The following is an 18,171-nucleotide window of genomic DNA, read 5'->3' as shown; positions in this document are numbered from 1 at the left end:
CTCCTATCGTGCGCCGACCGCCGTTTCGTTGGGAGTGCAAAGGTAGATAACCTTTTTATAAAAACCAAATCTTTTTTGAAGTTTTTTTTTATTCCCTTCAGTCCGCTAACAAACCTCCAAAAATACCTCAAACACAATACCAGCCTCACTTCCCATTCAATCTTAAGAGCAACCCCCGTTTCCGTAAGGGAGTGCAAAGATAGATCCTTATTAATTCCTGAACAAATCTTTTTACTATTTTAATCCCGCATTACTTGGCATATTTTCATCATAACACAATACCAGCATACATTACAGACCACACATATTCTTTAAAATATAAGTAAAAAAGAGAGAAAAGGGAGGGAATGTGATAAAATAAGCGGACAGGAGTTAAATCCTGCCCGCTTAGTGCTGTTATATAAGTATGCAAGATAACAGCCACAGCTAATTACTCTTATTCCACAATGAGCAAATTAGCCGGTATCTTACCTTCCGCAGATGGGAAGGGAATATGTAATAACCTAGCGATGATCGGTGCAACATCTGTAAGACTCATTTCCGGAATCACTACTCCTGGTCTGATGCCATAGCCAAATGCCATAAAGCCGGTCTGGATTTCTTTAAAATCGGGATAGAACCCATGTGTACCGCCTTTCGCTTTTTTCAGGACATCTCCTTCTGCACTGTTACCAAAAGTATAGCCCTTTACTGGTGCTAAGGCTAAGAATGATTCTCCGCTTGCTCCTACCTGATCCAGGTTGGTACGATCTTTTACGGCGAACAGCTTTTTCTGATCCTCCGGCAGTTTAGCCAGAAGCTCATTTACCATCTTCAGGGTTTTAGTGTCTTTCTTATCTTTCAGCAATAAGAATGCTGATGCTCCTGAAGCGTGAAAATATGCTTTCCAGTGCTCCGGGTGCTTAGGATCATATAGACCTGCCTGCGCCAGCCATACATTCGGATTGATTGAGGTATGAATATCCACAAAACCATGATCACCGGTAATGATAAATGTTGTGTGTTCTTTGATGCCTGCTTTTTCAACAGCCTCCATCAACTGCATAATAGCGTGGTCCACGGCAGCAAGAGATGCCTGTACCTTATCTCCGTTACGGCCTTGCTCATGCTGGAAGTGATCTACAGTAACCAAATGCAGGGTCAGAAAGTTTGGCTTATATTTTCTGATGGTATAACAGGCCATTTTTGTAGTCAGGTCATCCATACTCAGGAAATCGCCATCGAAGTCGATCTCATCTACTTTACCAATAGCATTGTCCTCTAATTCCTGAAAGAAGCCTTTCGGGTAGGCCATATCGGAAAGGGCATGTTTCATATCTCTCTTTTCTCCTTTGGCTTTTGGCAGATACCAGTACTCCGGAACGGTATAATCTGCAGGCATGCCAACAGAAACCGGCCAGAAGAAAGAAGCGGTGCTAAGCCCCTGTGCTTTAGCAGCTGTGAATAAGGTGGGCACACGGATACTATCATAAAACCAATTCCACTTACCAGTAACACCTAATGGTTCCGGAGGTGTATTATAATATATACCATGCTTTAATGGCTTTACTCCGGTAATCATTGCCGTATGGGATGGATAAGTTACGGTAGGAAATACACCGGTAACCCCATCGGCATAACTGCCCTGCTTTAATGCCTGACGAATGTGGGTTGTAGGCCACGAAGTTTCTTTGTAAAACTCTGGACGCAGCCCGTCAATTGAAATAAGGATGACGTGATTGTTTTCTGCTGCCTGTAATGCCGTAGCGCCGAATAAGCAGGCGGTCAGCAATCCGAATATCTTGTTCATGAATTTAATATTTTTATTCAACGATTTTGTAAGTGCTCTTTTGGGTGTATGTTTTACCGAACATGTCGGTTGCCTTTACTTCAATAGTATGCTCCCCCGCTATGAGCTTGGTAGGTATATTCACCATCCATAAATGGGTTGATGCCTCGGGCATGCTTGGTCTTCTGCCATCCAGCAGGACAGGTGACTGATCATACTGCATATTAATGGCCTGGAAGGAAGGGTCTACATCCACAACATATTTCATAGGTTTCCAGTCTCCGTTATCGATTCTGCAGTACACCTTATCAGTTGCAGTTCCCATAAAGAAGTTGGCGAATATGGATGCTGAGGTACGCTTATCTTTTGCCAGTACTTTCGGGGCATAGATATTGATCTGATAATCCTGTGGTGCTCCGGCTACTTTGTAATCCAGTGTATAGGTATTGTTCTTTACCTGCATTACGGCATATCCTTTAGGTGTTCCATCTCTCATTGTAGAAGCGGGTACCCCTTGTTCATTTATTCTACCGGAATACCAGTCGCCTGATGTGGTACCCACATTATATTCATGCAAAGGCTTCCTGTTTCTCCAGCCATCTGCGATGGAATAGAAATTATGTCTTTGCAGATGGGTATGTGCAGATATCGCTAGTACATTTTCGTAGCCTTCCAGCAGGTCGAACAGGGCCTGACGATCCTGATGAATAAACTCATCTTCTCCGGTAATCAGTAAAGGAATATGGAAATTCAATACAATCAGCTTGTCTTTAGATACATGCTGCAGGTCATTTTTGATGAAAGCCAGCTGATCGGGTCTGAAACCGCCCCAGTAGCCTTTGCCATCTCTTGGGTCGGGATATAAAATATCGTCCAGCACAATGAAGTGGGCATTGCCATAGTTGAATGCATAGTTGGCCGGACCGAAGTTTTTTTCGAATGTCTCATCTGACAAAGAATCGGATGCTGCATCGTAGTTCATATCATGGTTGCCCATAACATTATACCAGGGCATATCCATTTTTTTGATGACCTCTTTATACGGTGTGTGCAGATCCAGGTTGTCTCCTACCAGATCACCCATACTTATTCCGAATGCAATTCTATTATTGCTCTTCGCTTCCTGGATAATCGCTTTATCGAAATACTGGATCTCCTCCATGGTATAAGGCTGCGGATCTCCGAAAACATATACTGCAAAGTCATTTGCCTCTTTCTGTGCCACCAAACCGAAGTCCAGACTGCGTTGCGCATCTATACTTTGCTGCGCGCCTTTGAATTTAAAATGAGCCGGTGTGCCCTGCGGCTTATGCAGTGCATAGCTTTTAGGAAGATTATACTCATCCAGCGGCACTTTATATCCGGTTGGCTTAATGACAAAAATAATATTGTCATTAGCTATATTAAGGGTGTACTGTCCTTTGGCATCGGTCAGTACTACATCTTTACCATTTGATACGGCAACATTTGCCAAGCCTTTCTCAGTGGATTCTTTAGTACCGTTATTGTTCTTATCTTCAAAAACAAAGCCGGAAACGGTTGTATGCTGGGCAATCGCGGCGCTGCTCAACAGCATCGCACTTACTGTATAAAGGAGTGAATGCAATTTCATCTTATGATCATTAATTTAAAAAAGGCATACCCGCAATCCGGGATTCGGGTATGCCTTGAGAATAAAATTTATTGTATACTATCCGATCTAGTTTAGAAGCTATATCTCAGACCTAACTGGCACTGGAACGGAGTTCCGCTATAGCTCGATACGCCTGTTGTTGTGCGCACATTGTACGTATAGTTCTGTGCGGTCGGGTTGAAGTTTTTGATCGTGTAGATATTCTGTTTACCCAGATCTCTTTTTACTGCCCAGTCTTTATTCAGCATATTGGCTACGTTAAATATGTCCAGGGTCAGTTCGATACCATGCTGGCGGTTAATGTTGAAACGCTTGGCCACTCTCAGGTCAAATACACCATAGAAGCCATTGATACCGCCATTACGCTCTGCAATTTTTCCGAAACTGTTACGGATATAATCTTTTACAGACTGCTCTGCATCCGGATTATTCAGTATCGCATTGATACCATCTTTCAGATACTGAGGTGTAGACGGACTGTTCGGGTCGTAAACGTAAGCCAGGTCATTAGAAGAAACGAAGTCACCATTCATATTACCACTCACCGCAAGGGAGTAGCGGGTACCGCCGATACCAGAGAAACGTATACCTGCTGAGAATCCTTTAATACTTGGTGTAGAAGCGTAGAATACTGCTTTGTGACGGAACTGGTTATTTGAATAAGTCATTTTAGACAGATCACGCGGATCGGAAGCGACCATCAGATCCAGAGTTGCCGTATTGGCCACGTTACCGTTGTAGGAAGTATTATCTTTAGAATCATTCCAGGTGTAAGAAGCGGTCAGCTGACCATCTCTCCAGTAGCGCCATGTTGCGTCTAATACTACTGCATACTGATCTTTTTTACCATCGCTTACCAGCTCCAGTACACGCCCCAGTTCTGTAGTCTTACGACCATTTACCCAGTTCGTAGCACCGTTTGATGGGTTAATGGTGCTTGCCGGTACATATACACCTCTGTTGGCTTCTTCTTCGATAGTGAAGTATGGATTGTCGACCATATTGCGGTCTACATACATATAGTTATTACGTGCCCAGCTTGCATATGCAGTAACACCTACGCGTAATTTATCGCTGAAGAAGTGGTTATAGGAAAGGTTTGTCTTATATAGTGTTGGTACTTTTGCATCCTTACTATTCGCATTGATGGTGATCAGTTTTTGTACACCCGGAATATTGAAAAGATCGGTACCTGGAGCTGTTGCAGGATTGTTTCTGTATCCAGGAAAATCAGGTGTCGGCACAAGGCTTCCGGTAATGTCTACAGAAGCAACTTTCGTACCGTCAAACAGCATATTGTTGATCATAGAATATGGATTCAATGCAGAACCGAAGATACCGGCACCGAAACGCACGATGTCTTTACGCTTCTCATTTACATCCCAGGTAAACTGGATGCGTGGCTGTACCTGCAGGGTATTGATTTTCTGATCGGTGCGGATGCCTAATGTTCTGTCGGCTACCTCATTATAGTTGGCACCATTCAGGTATTGTGTATTATCCAGACGCACGCCAGCCATGAAGTCCAGGCCTTTTGCCAGGCGGGTTTCCAGCTGTGCATATGCACCGGAGGTTAACTGATGTACCTGGTTAGCCTGATCTTCGTTCAGATAGATTTCACGGGCATAACGGTAAGGTGTCATGTTGTTGAAATTATCCATACCGGTAAAGTAAAAACGACCGTTCATCTCACTACCATAACGCGAATTCATGCGATAGTACATCAGGTCAATACCGAAGGTATATTTTACCTTTTCTGTATTGTAGTATACATTATCTACCAGTTGTACTGTACTTCCTTTAAACCACTCCGGCGCAAAGCGCTGGCCGCCGAGCTGTATAGAGTTAAAGTATTTTTTACCGTTTTCGTCGATAGATTCTACATTCTCCACGATGCCACGCGGGATATTGGCTACCGGTAATTCTTTATCATTCGTCAGTACATCTTCCTGCTGAATGAAGTATTGTGCTTTCAGCTCATTGGTCACTTTAGGATTTACCTGTGTACGTAATGAAGCCATTAAACTGTTATCTACTCTCTTACGGTTGATGTAAGATTCAAACAGGTTGATACCGGAGTTATCACCTTCTGACTGATTATCGAACTCGTATACAAAATTGTTACGGAAGGTAAGCAGGTTGCGGGAGTTGATCTGCCAGTCTACACGGGCAAATACCGCATCTGTAGTCTTACGCTTATCGAAAGAACCGAATTGTGGATTGTCGGATACGCCGTATTTGGAGCGGGCGATGTCCATATAATTATCCAGTGTCTGCTGCGTTACGTTGAATGCTGCGACATCGGACGAGGTACGGATATTAGCAATGTTCAGCGGACGGGCATCCTGCTGTCTATCCCATACGATGAAGAAGTGTGCGCGATCTTTGAGGATCGGTCCACCCAGGGAGAAACCATACTGGTATGTAGAGAAGTCATTTACTCTTTTATTACCACGGATATCATAAGGGCTGGACAGCCAGTCTGTTCTTCCATAACCGAATACACTACCGTGCAGGGTATTGGTACCGGATTTGGTCACTGTACTGATCGTACCACCACCGGCACGACCGTTGGTTACATCATATTCATTGGTAATGATTTTAAACTCACGGATCGCTTCCATGGAGATAGAATATGCTCCGGAAGTAGAACCACCTGCGATGGTACCTCTTGCATTCATCCCATCGATAGTGTAGTTGGTAGAAGACGCCAACTGACCACCCAGGCTGCTTCCGCTGCTCAGCGGAGACAGATCGATAAGGGAGTTGAAGTTACGACCATTTACCGGCAGCTGTGTCAGATCCTTTGCAGATACTGAAGTAGATGCGCCTAAAGTGTTGATCGATTTTCTCAGTGAATTCGCAACAACAGCAACCTCTTTCAGTTCTGAGGAGGTGGTCTGCATGTCAAAGTTCACCACCAGCTGATCGCCCTGGTTCAGGACATAGCCGGTTTTCTTTTGTTCGCCCTGGCCCATTACAGAAACCGTAATGGTGTAGTTATCTCCAAGGGGCAATTGCTTGAAGATGTATTTACCGCTCTCGTTGGTTACGGTAGATGCGGTAAAACCGGTCGATTCATTCTTCACTACTACCTGCGCCCCTATAACCGTTCCTTTGTTTTCATCCTTTACGACACCAGATACGATAGCCTCATTCCCCTGGGCATATACCATAGTGGTGGCTGTCAGTGTCGCTGCTGCCAGCAACACTGATGCTTTTGTAAATCTTTCGATCATTGACTGTTAAAATTTAAAAGTTTATATAGTTAGTGAAGTATGCGGGATCGGTCCCGGACCAGCCTCAGGAAACTACTTTCTCCAGTTTGGAAGCCATCTTTGCAGCGGTCTTCTTCAACTGAGATTCCATTTTGTTGGGCTTGTCCAGTTTTATGGTGGAGTAATACAGGCTGGAGGTATTCAGCTGTTTCTTGTCTTTATCAAATAAGGTATAGCTTACAATGTGAAACACAGTGTTCATCGTACCGGACTCCATCTTCTTCAGGTAATGCTGGTTGATGACCAGTAAGAATTCTGTATGGTTTTTTTCCAGCAGGGAGTGGTATTCTTCCAGGCTCATTTTATCTACAGAGGCAACGGAACCCTCAGCCTCTCCGGATATTTCTATATCTTCTTTCACTGCGGGCTGGTCGTTCTCCGACAACAAAGTATATTCTAACGCGCCTTCATGCAAGCTTTGCAGGTGGCGGGTTACGGAACCATTGAAATAATAGTCGAGACTATCTACAGAAACGCCCATTTCTTTAGCGATATAGTCATCATAATAATGATTGGACTTTATATTATCGGCAGCAGTTATAATCAATACATGTCCTTTGCCGGCTTCAGCGGTCATAGAGGTCATGCTGATGAAAGCAATGCCGGCAAATATTTGCACCAGCTTATGGGACATTATTTTCATGAGCTTAATCATATACTGTGAATTTTCCGCGAAATTAGTATCACTAGATTAACAGGCTGTTAGCGTACTATTATCATTATGAAAGCGGATATTAACCATGTTTTAATGTTGATATAACAATTTTCAATTAATAAGGAATAATTGTTATCAATTGGTTAAATGGTCTTTAAATAATTGATAATTTGCAGATTATGCGAAATAATTATCACCATTGGTATTCGGCTCATAGTACCAAAAACAATATTTATGTAAAAAAGATTATATTTACCAACCTATTTATAAAGGCCCACTGTCTTTATAATCAAGCAAATAATATCTAAATACATTGTCATTTTCTTTGGCATATCATAACGTGTTGACAAGTACAAGCGAACTGGAAGCGTTAATAACTGGTTGTGTGCGCAATGAGCGCGGCGCACAGGCGAAGTTATATGAGCTATTCTACCCTAAAATGATGGGTATGGTCCGCAGATATTTTCCGGCTTCTGAGCTGGCTGAGGAGATATTGAATAATGGTTTTTTACGTGCTTTCCAAAAGATGGGCAGCTATGGTTTTAAAGGATCTTTTGAGGGATGGCTACGCAAAATTGTGTTCCACTCTGTATCGGATTTTGCAAAATCGCAGGTAAAGTATAGTGATAATGTACTGCTGGTAGAGAAGGATGAATTTGTGCTGAAGGATGCTGCCAGTAATATGTACTATGACGATCTGATGAAACTGGTATACAGTCTTCCCGAGACCGCACGCGTGGTCTTTAACATGTATGTTTTTGAAGATCTGTCCCATAAAGAAATATCAAAACACATTGGCATCAGTGAAGGGACCTCTAAATGGTATCTTTCTGAAGCAAGGAAAATATTAAAGGAAAAAATAGAAAAGCAAGGTTTACATTTAAAAAAATAATTGCTGTGAGTAATAACGAATTTATAAAGGTAGACGACCTGTTCAAGGGTAAGCCGGATCGTGAGGAGCGCATTCCTCCCGGCGCCTGGGGCAATATGCAGCATCTGCTGGAGTCTGCAGGTACTACGGGCGGAGGTTTGGCCGGTGGTAGCCTGAACCGTTATGTGGCCCTGGCCCTGCTTACGCTGGGTATAGGTACTACTGCGGTTACCTGGCAGTATAACCAGAGCAGACCAGTGTTGTTCAGCGAGACCAGTACGGAGCAGGGAAGCCCTGCCTCCGGCACAGGAAATGCGTCCTCTGTAACAGGAGATCACAATAGTGTTTCCCAGAACGGAACGGCGTCATCTGCATCAGTAGCTGCTACATCATCTGATGCGGCACAGGTAAACGCTGCTGCATCTGCAGATCATGCTGCTGTTACCGGCAACCGGAGCAACAGAAGCAATACCAGCGCCAATCATAGTAATGCTGAACATAATCCCCCTCAATCTGGCAACCATAGTGTAGCCGGTATTGCAGGAACTGCGTCTGTGCAACATAGCAATGCTACTGCACAGCCTGCTAAAGGACATGGTTCCCGTAAGCAACGCAACCAGGCCGCTGCCCAGCAACAGCAGGCCCTGGCGGTGAATGATCAGATTACTCAAAATCTTGCCGGATTACCACAGCAGGCCGCTGCCGGACAAACAGATTTCAATACAACTGCTGCTGAGAAAGCAATGGCTACTATTGATAAAAGTCTTTACACTCCGAAACAGGCTGCTGATACGCAATATGCTGCAGTAGTACCAGGTAGTACACAGAAATTTGTACTGACTCAGCAAAACGAGTGGTATAAAGAACAATCTAAAACGGTAAATGAAATTCACGCGGTACGTCACCTGATCAAAGATGATAAAGGACAGAAAGTTACCGGCGTTGTAATGGACACGGTTAAAAATGTACGGGTTACCCGCAAATTTTTAGCCCCGTTGAACCCTCAGGATAAAATGGAGCTGCTGGCGATTACCAGCAGAAACACGGGCATCTTTGTTAAAGCAAGAGCTGCTTCTATCCTGGCACCAAGCTTAAGTAGTAATAATACGGTTTCTGTTACAGAGTCTAATGTAAGTGTAGCGCCTTTAAGCGAATATAAAGTGGCCAGCACTACAGCTCAGAAAGGTAGCTTTGCCAAGCATTTCTATGATGTGCTGAGCAATTACCTGAGCATGGAAAAACCTTATTACTTCAGTGCTGCCATAGGTATGAACTCTACCCTGAGCACTTATATGCCTACCGGTTATCATTTCAGTATCGGTGGTTATTATGAATTAAAAGAGCGCCTGACCTTAGGTGCAGAGCTGAAATACAGCCACCAGGGTTTACTGCCTCAGAATATCCTGGAATCTTTTAAATCATACGAAAACCAAACCAGTACTGTAGTTAATGGTCAAACGATGTACAGTGCTACCGAATATAACAAACAAAACAGCTATCAGTTAGATAATATCAACAGCTTTGAGATTCCGGTTACGTTAAGATATCAGTTGAGCAAGTTCTCTGTTTTCGGAGGATTACAAGCCACTTACTTCTCACCGGTTAAGTATACTTCTATCCTGAACAAGGATATGGAAGCTGCGAAAACGGTACTGTCTGAAACAGCACTGGTATCTGGCAGCGGCAAGATCAATCAGCAGGACTTCCGTTCCCGCATGGGACTGGGTTATACTGCAGGTATAGTTTATGATCTGTCGAAAAACATAAGCCTGGATATGCGTATAAGCCATAATTTATGGACAAACGTAAGTAAGACTTCTCAGCTGTCTACACAATTATACCAATACCCTAATGTACAGTTCTCCCTGTTCTACTTCCTGGGTAAAAAAGATAAGGTCATCTATATGATGAGTGACCGAAAATAATTCGCCATAAACCCTTTCATAGCGAAAAAAAGGAGTGCCGTCTGGCACTCCTTTACTTTTTATCTTATTAATAAACTTACTTAGCTTCTTTCAAAACCATATCGATGGTGATCGCGCTGGAGAGAATCAGTATTTTATTATTATCTTCCGGATAAGACTGGTCGATGCTTACATTATACTTATCTGCGGTCGTAAAGAATTCTTTTGCAATACCAGCCCATTTCTTATTTACTGAACCGATCTGGTTTCCTGAGGCATCTTTAATAGCAAAGTTCCAGGCTTTCCAATCCCCGTTTATTTCTGCGATCTGCATACCCTGCGGGTCAAAGATTTTAAAGGTAGGTTTGAACAGTTTGAACTTTTGCTGAATAGTTCCGACCAGGTTTTCATTCCCGTCAAATACGGAGATTTTAGACATGAAGAAAGTCCAACCGCGTCTGATGCTGGACTGTACTTCGCCCTGGTGGTTCTGGATCTCCAGGTGAAACGGCAGCATGGCTTTGTTCAGCAATAAGCGCAATGCTTTCTGGCCGCCGCTCAGTTTTTGTTTTACCATGCCAATCTGGATTGCATGATCATCATAAATCTTGTACTCATTTTCGAACTTGAGAAAGTTTACCTTCTCGTCAATAAAGTAGCTGTCAGATTCAAAGAATTTAAATAACATAGATTTTATTTAAAGGTTAAAATAGAGGTTTTTATACTTAGGGGTAGTTGCCGGCTTTAGTTCCGGGGCTCCAGGTTTAACTCCTGTCGGGCGAATGCAATCATAAATGCTTTCGCTCCTTCATAGTTGTTCGGGATATGTCCGTCCAGGATTCCTTCACGGATAGCAGTCTTTATGATGCCTACTGTGCGGGAAGGTTCCAGTCCGAAGGTCTCCATGATCTCTTCTCCACTGATCGGAGGCTGCCAGTTACGAATCTGGTCATTCGCCTCTACTTCTTTCAGTTTTTCTCTTACGATCTCAAAATTCTCCAGGTATCGTTTTACTTTTTGTGCATTCTTAGAGGTGATATCTGCCTCACACAAAGTCATAAGGTCATCAATATCATCTCCTGCATCAAACAGTAGTCTGCGGATGGCAGAATCCGTAATATTCTCTTTGGTAAGGGCGACCGGCCGGTGGTGCAACTCGATAATCTTACGGGTATACTCCATTTTTTCATTCATGGGCAACTTAAGATTACCAAATACCTTTGGTATCATTCTGCCACTCACAACTTCATGCCCGTGAAAGGTCCAGCCATGACCTTTTTCATATTTCTTTGTCGGGGCTTTACCAATATCATGCAGTAATGCGGCCCATCTCAGCCATAAATTATCTGTATGCGGCACTATATTATCCAGCACCTGTATGGAGTGATAAAAGTTATCTTTATGGCCTTTATTATCTACATACTCCGTACCGGATAAGGCTGCCAGCTGTGGCAATATAATATCCAGCAATCCGCTTCGGAACAGCAGATCAAAACCGATTGAGGGTTTGGCACTCATCATGATCTTGTTCAGCTCATCGGCAATACGCTCTTTGGAGATGATTTTAATCCGGTCCTTCTGGGATTTGATGCTGTCAAAGCAGGCTACATCAATATGAAACTGCAGCTGCGTGGCAAAACGAATAGCCCGCATCATACGCAAGGGATCGTCGCTAAACGTCTGATCCGGCAACAATGGGGTACGGATAATCTTATCTTCCATATCCAGCAAGCCGTCAAACGGATCTATCAGCCGGCCTTTGTCCTCTCGGTTCAAACTGATGGCCAGCGCATTTATCGTAAAATCTCTTCTTTTCTGATCATCTTCCAATGTACCCGGGCTGACATCCGGATTGCGGGAATGGGCACGGTAAGACTCTTTCCGTGCGCCTACAAATTCTACTTCTATTCCTTTTATGATCAGTTGCGCTGTGCCGAAATTTTTAAAAAAGGCAACCTTAGGACGATTGGGCAACAACCCGGCAACAGCATGTGCCAGTTCGATACCATCACCATCACAAACCACATCAATATCTTTGGTAGCCCTGCCCAGGATCTTATCCCGCACAAAGCCCCCGATCAGGTAAGCCGACACTCCGGCCTGAGCAGCGGCATCAGCCACCACGTCCATAATGAACTGCTCTTCCCTGGTATACTTTATCTCCAAAATGTACAATTAAATTATGCTGGCAAAGATATGCAAAGCAAATGTCTTAAGGGTTAATCATTTGTATGCATTTGACAGCTCCGGATTTTACAATCCTTAATCTGTAAGATACACTCACCGTATAGATTAAAACTTTACTTTTGTACAGCAACTTAAAAAAATGTTTTCAGGGAAATTGTTTCAGAACAATCGATACATATATATATTATTACCGCTGCTGATCCTTACGGGTTTATTATATTGTGCAGATGTCCATGCAATAACGCTTTACGGGTATAACATCCCGGATAGTGTAGTGCGTGTCAAAGCTGATTCTGCCTTTTACAGCTACTTTGCCGGGCATCCGATGCTGGGTAAGCAGGTTACGGTCATCAACCAGGTACAGAAAGCGCATCATTTTGTGAACAAGACAACCAGCTTCTACCTGGTCTTGCTGCTGCTGTTTGTACTAGGCATACTGCGACTCATCTTTCCTACTTATTTCAGGCACCTGTACAATGCCTTTATGAGCCCGATGATGAATAAACGCCAGCTCAGAGAGCAGATTGAGCAAAATGTGCAGGCCAATGCAGCCATGAATATTTTCTTCAGCATTTCCATAGGCTTCTTCCTGTATGCCGTATTATTTACACAAAGTAATATTATCCAGGAATCAAGCTACAGCGCTAATATGGTGCTGTGCGGCCTTATACTGATGGTCGGCTGTATATACCTCATTAAGTATTTATTATTAAAGTTTGTAGGCTGGGTATTTAAAATAGACCAGGTTACGGAAGCATATACCTATAATGTATTCCTGATCAATAAAATTTTATCTGTCGTATTACTCCCTTTTGCTATTATACTGGCTTTCGGACAAGGGTCCTGGTTGCGTTTAATACTAGCTGTAGCCTGTATGCTCACCGGTATTCTGCTCATCAATCGCTATACCCGATCATGGAGCTCATTAGGCTCATTTTTCCAATATAGCAAATTCCATTTTTTTATGTACTTTTGCGCCTCGGAATTATTGCCTTTAGCGATCCTGGTCAAACTTACTTACAATACTTTAGTATAGCGTAATAATACCCGGTATCTGATCGTTATAGTTTGCGTTAAATATAAATAATTAGTTTATACTTATAAACTCTGAAAATGGCAAAAGCTACTAAATCTGCAACCCCTAAAGCAGTTGTTGCTAAGAAGGCTACTTCAGCAGACAACAAGCCCGAATCACCAAAGAAGGCTGCTGCAAAGAAAGTTGCTGTAAAAAAAGTAGAGCGCATACTTGTCTCCCAACCGAGGCCGGAGAGTGAAAAATCTCCGTACTACGATCTGGAGCGTAAGTATAATGTAAAGCTCACTTTCCACCAGTTCATTAAACTGGAGCCGTTCTCTGCAAAAGAATTCAGAAAGCAAAAAATAGAGTTATCTGAATACAACGCAGTAATCCTGAACAGCCGCAATGCCGTAGACCACTTCTTTCGTATCTGCGAAGAGATGAAATTCAAAGTATCGCAGGAAATGCGTTATTTCTGTATCACAGAAGCGATCGCCCTGTACCTGCAGAAATTTATCCTGTACCGTAAGCGTAAAGTATTCTTCTCTGCCGATGGTTCTGTAGATGGTTTGATGGATGTGCTGGCTAAATATAAGGATACGGAAAAATTCCTGATCCCTGTATCGGAAAACACCAAGAATGATATCTCTCCAAGCCTGGTCAAAAATAAGTATCAATTTGTAGAAGCGGTATTGTACAGAACGGTACCGAATGATATGGAGACTATACTGAAGACAGGCACTGAATATGATGCGATGATCCTGTTCAGTCCATTTGGCGTAGAAGCCATTCTGAGTGTGCATCCTGACTTTAAACAAAATGGCATTGTCTTTGGCGGATTTGGAGGCACCACCCAGAAAGCACTGGAAGATGTGGGCCTTGAGGTCAGAATCAAAGCACCTGTCCCTAGTGCCCCTTCTATGGTAGCAGCACTGGACCGATTCCTTGCCGAGCAAAACAATAAATAATCGAATACAAGGAGTGCAATAATTGATTATTGCACTTTTTTCTTTTAACACAGTAAGATCAGTCTATGATTTTTTCTTATGTCGTTTGTGCAGTACCCGCGGCTCCTTTAAGGACGGAGGCTTCTCATCATGCGCCTATCATATCCCAGCTATTATTCGGAGAGCGTGCAGAAGTCATGCGCCGGGAAGGTAACTGGATGTATATTGTGTGTGACTGGGACCACTATGAAGGCTGGGTGTCTGCCGGGCAAATGCAGCTGATCGAACTGAAAGCTTACCGTAAGCCGAATAAGTTTGTCAATACCTCAACAAGTGATAAACTGACCGGACCTTCCGGAAATATTCTACTCTCTCCTGGATCCGATCTTTTTGCCTTAAAAAGACGTTCTTTCGAATGGCTGGACCAATCTGCACTTAAGTTCAGGGGAAAGAAGAAAGCTGTTGCACAACTGACAAGCGATCCTGCTGCCATACGTGCTGCTGCTATGGAGTATTACGGCGCACCTTACCAATGGGGCGGCCGCTCGATCATGGGCATTGATTGCTCCGGCCTCACACAGATGGTATACAAAATGATGAACATCCGTATACCCCGTAATTCCAGACAGCAATCAGAAGTAGGAGAATCTGTAGGATTCTTACAGGAAGCGCAATGTGGCGACCTGGCTTTTTTCGATAACGCAGAAGGTTTCATTGATCATGTAGGCCTGCTGCTGGACAGTAATACGATTATACATGCTACAGAGATTGCCGGCGGTGTTGTCGTTGATGCCATAGATAATGGCGGCATCATTAGTGTTAAACATAAAAAGCGTACACATCAGCTGCGCATTATAAAACGAATACTTCCTGCTTAAATAAGTATACTGAGAATCCGCTTGCAGGAAACAAGACTTACATTATTCCTTTATTTTCCATTTAGAATTTGCTACCTTTTGCCTTGATGCAAAAGGTAGCGCCAAAAAATCAAGGCTGTATAAATCCCTGGCTAAATCAATGCGTCGGTCTGTCACAATCCAGAACGCTGCGCTCAGACAGTGCTTTGCAACTCTATCGACCGAGCCAATGATTTTATTAACGCCGGATTTATAAGGCCATTTTAGGCGATCTGTACCGTACAGATCGCTTGTTGTTTTCATCACAGCGATAGCAATTTTGGTTGGAGCTGCGATCGTTGAGCACCGATTGCATTATACGTTAAGCTCAAACGATCAATGCACGCAACGGTACAAAATGGTGGTGCAACGCAATCGCCTTGATGAAAACAAAGGCATTTTTGGTCCTTTTGTTGCCGGACAAAAGGACGAATAAAATAGTTGCCTACATGCGAGTTGAAAGTAGTAGCAATAAAAAAAACGGAGCATCTTTTACGATGCTCCGTTTTTTTATGGCTATAAGCGAAATAATTAATCTTCTTTCTTTTTAGCGGCTTTCTTAGGTTTTTCTTCACCTTCTTCTTTCGCAACGGCTTTTTTAGCGGCTTTCTTAGCAGGTTTTTCTTCACCTTCTTCTTTCGCAACTGCCTTCTTAGCTGCTTTCTTAGCTGGTTTTTCTTCACCTTCTTCTTTCGCAACTGCCTTCTTAGCGGCTTTCTTAGGTGCTTCTTCTTCAGCAGCATCTTCTTCCATTACCGCTTCATCCATATCAGCCATTTGTTGGTTGTATATTTCGAAGTTCAGTAAATCGTTTGCTTTCAGCAGCTCATACCATTTCATGATTTTTTTGATATCACTGGTATATACGCGCTCCTGATCGAAGTCAGGCAATACTGTAGCAAAGTATGCTCTAATATCATTTGCAGCAGCCTTTTTACCGGATACCAGCTCAGTGATAGCAGCATCATTTTCTTTCATGCTCTCTAACACGTTGTGCAGACGAACATTGTCACTGTAAGTATAGATTTCAATACTCTCTAAAGGAGTGATCTGGTGTAATCTTGAAGATACAAATTTGATACTTTTATCTGCCAAGCTGCGTACCAAAGCACCATCGTTCTTTGTACTTACTAATTGATATAGTCCTGTCAAGCCGGTTACTGCTACAATTTGTCTATATTCCATTTTGAAATGTTTAATATAAAGATTTGAGGGTGCGAATTTAGGGCATTTTTTTTAAATATCATGCCCTATGCACGGTTTACATTTATTTTATTTTTTTAATACTTTTTTATACTCCGCTGTATTGGTGGTTAATAACTCTACTGCTTTTTTCAGCGCAGCGTTATAATTATTCAGCTGATTCTCGATCTGCCCTTTCTGATAATAGTAACGGGATACCACTTCAGAGGACAGCAATTCCTGCAATTCCGATTTGTTTTTGATAAAGTCCTGTTTCTTTTCTGCTTCGATCTTTGCCAGCAAAGTATTGTACTCATTTTTAATGCCGTCAAAGTTCTTTTCCTCTTCCGCATTTTTCTTCATTGCACTCAGGATATACTCATTACGGGTTTCGTATTTAAACTTACGCTTAACCAGCCAGGACTGAAAGTCAGTATAATCTGCATCAGAGAAGCGATATTCCTTTGCCGGTGCAATGGTAGGATGACTGTAATAATAGTCTGTTACATAGTTGAAGATATAATCATCCTTCATCAGCTGTGCAGACAGTATGCTGTAATATTCGCTTTCGATCTTTACATCGGGCTCAATGCCGCCGCCGTCATATACCACTCTGCCCAGGTTTGTTTTAAAGGCTTTCTTTAAGGAATCCGGCACAGCAGCTACGGTACCATCTTCGTTACGGTGGGTGTAATCCAATGCCTGTATACAACGTCCGGAAGGAATGTAGTACTTGGCTGTAGTTACTTTCAGGCGTGAGTTATAGCCTACCGGGCGCACTACCTGTACCAGGCCTTTACCGAAGCTTTTGCTTCCGATAATGACTGCACGATCCAGGTCCTGCAGGGCACCGGATACGATCTCGGATGCAGATGCAGAATTGCCGTTGATCAGCACAGCCAGCGGTATATTTACATCCCAGGGCTCATTGGTAGCACTGTATTCTTTACTCCACTCCTGGTGTTTGGCCTTGGTACTTACGATCATCTTTCCTTTTTCCACAAAAAGGTTACAGATATTAACTGCTTCCGTAACCAGCCCTCCGGGATTGCCTCTCAGGTCCAGTACAACACCCTTAAGCCCGCCATTGGCCTGCGCTTTAAGGGTATCCAGTGCATTACGCACTTCGCGGCCACAGTTTGGTGTAAACTGAGAGAGCAGCACATAGCCGATCTGTTTGTCTTTATCTACAAAGCCATAATAAGGGATAGCGGGAATCGTAATTTCCTCACGTGTTACTTCTTTGGTAAACTGCTTTTTCGTTACCGGATTCTGCAGTACCATAGTAAGTTTAGTGCCGGGTGCTCCCTTAAGCAATAAGCCAACCTCTTCGTCCTTTTTACCCTTTACGGCATTGCCATCTATAGAAATAATGATATCGCCTGGCTTTACACCGGCTTTATCAATGGGACTGCCTTGTCTTATGGCTTCCACAATTATGTTTTCGGTAGAATCGATTTTTACGGTGGTACCTACCCCTCCGTATTTTCCGTTAAACTGCATTTCAAACTCCTCTGCCTCGGCTTCGGTGATGAAATTGGTATAAGGATCCAGTTCGTTCAACATTGCATCCAGTCCCGTTTTGGTCATTTTCCCGGGGTTGATGGGATCAACGTAAAAGGTATTTAACTCCTTTAACACATTCGTATAGATCTCCAGATTTTTAGAGATTTCAAAGAATTTATCTGCCTCATCGTTGTTGAACTGTGCAAAAGCACCCATGCTGAAGCCGCACAGGCTCAGGCTTAGGGCTATTTTCCTGCTCCAATACATAGTAATTATGGTTTTGAAACAGCAAATTAAGGATTTTAATTGATTAGCATAGGTAAATA

General features: G+C 43.0%; 14 protein-coding genes. 5 read left to right on the top strand and 9 right to left on the bottom strand.

Annotated elements, in window-relative coordinates; translation table 11 throughout:
• Nucleotides 1-436: 436 nt before the first annotated feature.
• The 4 genes from EMP01_RS06250 to EMP01_RS06235 form a co-directional block, all read right to left on the bottom strand.
• On the bottom strand, nucleotides 437-1,789 hold the full coding sequence (locus EMP01_RS06250; RefSeq protein WP_129020602.1) for an alkaline phosphatase family protein: 1,353 nt from the start codon (nucleotides 1,787-1,789) through the stop codon (nucleotides 437-439).
• Between the two features lie 13 nt (nucleotides 1,790-1,802).
• Nucleotides 1,803-3,380: a calcineurin-like phosphoesterase C-terminal domain-containing protein gene (locus EMP01_RS06245; protein WP_129020601.1), complete on the bottom strand. Its 1,578-nt coding sequence runs from the start codon at nucleotides 3,378-3,380 to the stop codon at nucleotides 1,803-1,805.
• 92 nt (nucleotides 3,381-3,472) lie between these two features.
• Nucleotides 3,473-6,640, bottom strand: coding sequence for a TonB-dependent receptor (locus EMP01_RS06240; protein WP_129020600.1), 3,168 nt, complete (start codon nucleotides 6,638-6,640; stop codon nucleotides 3,473-3,475).
• A gap of 64 nt (nucleotides 6,641-6,704) precedes the next feature.
• The gene (locus EMP01_RS06235; protein WP_129020599.1) at nucleotides 6,705-7,334 is read right to left on the bottom strand and encodes a hypothetical protein; all 630 of its coding nucleotides are present in this window, start codon (nucleotides 7,332-7,334) and stop codon (nucleotides 6,705-6,707) included.
• Nucleotides 7,335-7,677: 343 nt separating this feature from the next.
• Between EMP01_RS06235 and EMP01_RS06230 the strand changes: the two genes are divergently transcribed.
• Both EMP01_RS06230 and EMP01_RS06225 read left to right on the top strand, forming a co-directional pair.
• Nucleotides 7,678-8,226 carry an RNA polymerase sigma factor gene (locus tag EMP01_RS06230; protein ID WP_129020598.1) on the top strand — a complete coding sequence of 183 codons (549 nt, stop codon included), beginning with the start codon at nucleotides 7,678-7,680 and terminating at the stop codon, nucleotides 8,224-8,226.
• A 5-nt stretch (nucleotides 8,227-8,231) separates the two neighbouring features.
• Nucleotides 8,232-10,130 carry a porin family protein gene (locus EMP01_RS06225; protein WP_129020597.1) on the top strand — a complete coding sequence of 633 codons (1,899 nt, stop codon included), beginning with the start codon at nucleotides 8,232-8,234 and terminating at the stop codon, nucleotides 10,128-10,130.
• A 76-nt stretch (nucleotides 10,131-10,206) separates the two neighbouring features.
• On the opposite strand, the gene EMP01_RS06220 is transcribed toward EMP01_RS06225, so the two are convergent.
• Nucleotides 10,207-10,797, bottom strand: coding sequence for an LURP-one-related/scramblase family protein (locus tag EMP01_RS06220; protein ID WP_129020596.1), 591 nt, complete (start codon nucleotides 10,795-10,797; stop codon nucleotides 10,207-10,209).
• 56 nt (nucleotides 10,798-10,853) lie between these two features.
• Nucleotides 10,854-12,275 carry a CCA tRNA nucleotidyltransferase gene (locus EMP01_RS06215; protein ID WP_202615999.1) on the bottom strand — a complete coding sequence of 474 codons (1,422 nt, stop codon included), beginning with the start codon at nucleotides 12,273-12,275 and terminating at the stop codon, nucleotides 10,854-10,856.
• Between the two features lie 160 nt (nucleotides 12,276-12,435).
• Between EMP01_RS06215 and EMP01_RS06210 the strand changes: the two genes are divergently transcribed.
• From EMP01_RS06210 to EMP01_RS06200, 3 genes are all read left to right on the top strand, one after another.
• Nucleotides 12,436-13,332, top strand: coding sequence for a DUF4271 domain-containing protein (locus tag EMP01_RS06210; RefSeq protein WP_129020595.1), 897 nt, complete (start codon nucleotides 12,436-12,438; stop codon nucleotides 13,330-13,332).
• 77 nt (nucleotides 13,333-13,409) lie between these two features.
• Complete coding sequence (locus EMP01_RS06205; protein ID WP_129020594.1) at nucleotides 13,410-14,282, top strand: uroporphyrinogen-III synthase; 873 nt, start codon at nucleotides 13,410-13,412, stop codon at nucleotides 14,280-14,282.
• Between the two features lie 65 nt (nucleotides 14,283-14,347).
• Complete coding sequence (locus tag EMP01_RS06200) at nucleotides 14,348-15,139, top strand: C40 family peptidase (RefSeq protein WP_129020593.1); 792 nt, start codon at nucleotides 14,348-14,350, stop codon at nucleotides 15,137-15,139.
• A 42-nt stretch (nucleotides 15,140-15,181) separates the two neighbouring features.
• Here the strand turns inward: EMP01_RS06200 and EMP01_RS06195 are convergent, their stop codons facing one another.
• The 3 genes from EMP01_RS06195 to EMP01_RS06185 form a co-directional block, all read right to left on the bottom strand.
• On the bottom strand, nucleotides 15,182-15,421 hold the full coding sequence (locus EMP01_RS06195) for a hypothetical protein (RefSeq protein ID WP_129020592.1): 240 nt from the start codon (nucleotides 15,419-15,421) through the stop codon (nucleotides 15,182-15,184).
• 267 nt (nucleotides 15,422-15,688) lie between these two features.
• Entirely contained in the window at nucleotides 15,689-16,342 is a 654-nt protein-coding gene (locus EMP01_RS06190; RefSeq protein WP_129020591.1) for a DUF5606 family protein, read from the bottom strand.
• A gap of 87 nt (nucleotides 16,343-16,429) precedes the next feature.
• Complete coding sequence (locus tag EMP01_RS06185; protein ID WP_129020590.1) at nucleotides 16,430-18,112, bottom strand: S41 family peptidase; 1,683 nt, start codon at nucleotides 18,110-18,112, stop codon at nucleotides 16,430-16,432.
• Nucleotides 18,113-18,171: the final 59 nt, after the last annotated feature.

Origin of the sequence: Edaphocola flava (assembly GCF_004118155.1) — a bacterium.
In the GTDB taxonomy this organism is placed as follows: Bacteria; Bacteroidota; Bacteroidia; order Chitinophagales; family Chitinophagaceae; genus Edaphocola; species Edaphocola flava.
Note: the sequence above shows the minus strand (reverse complement) of the source record. Positions and strands in the feature narration are given on the sequence as shown.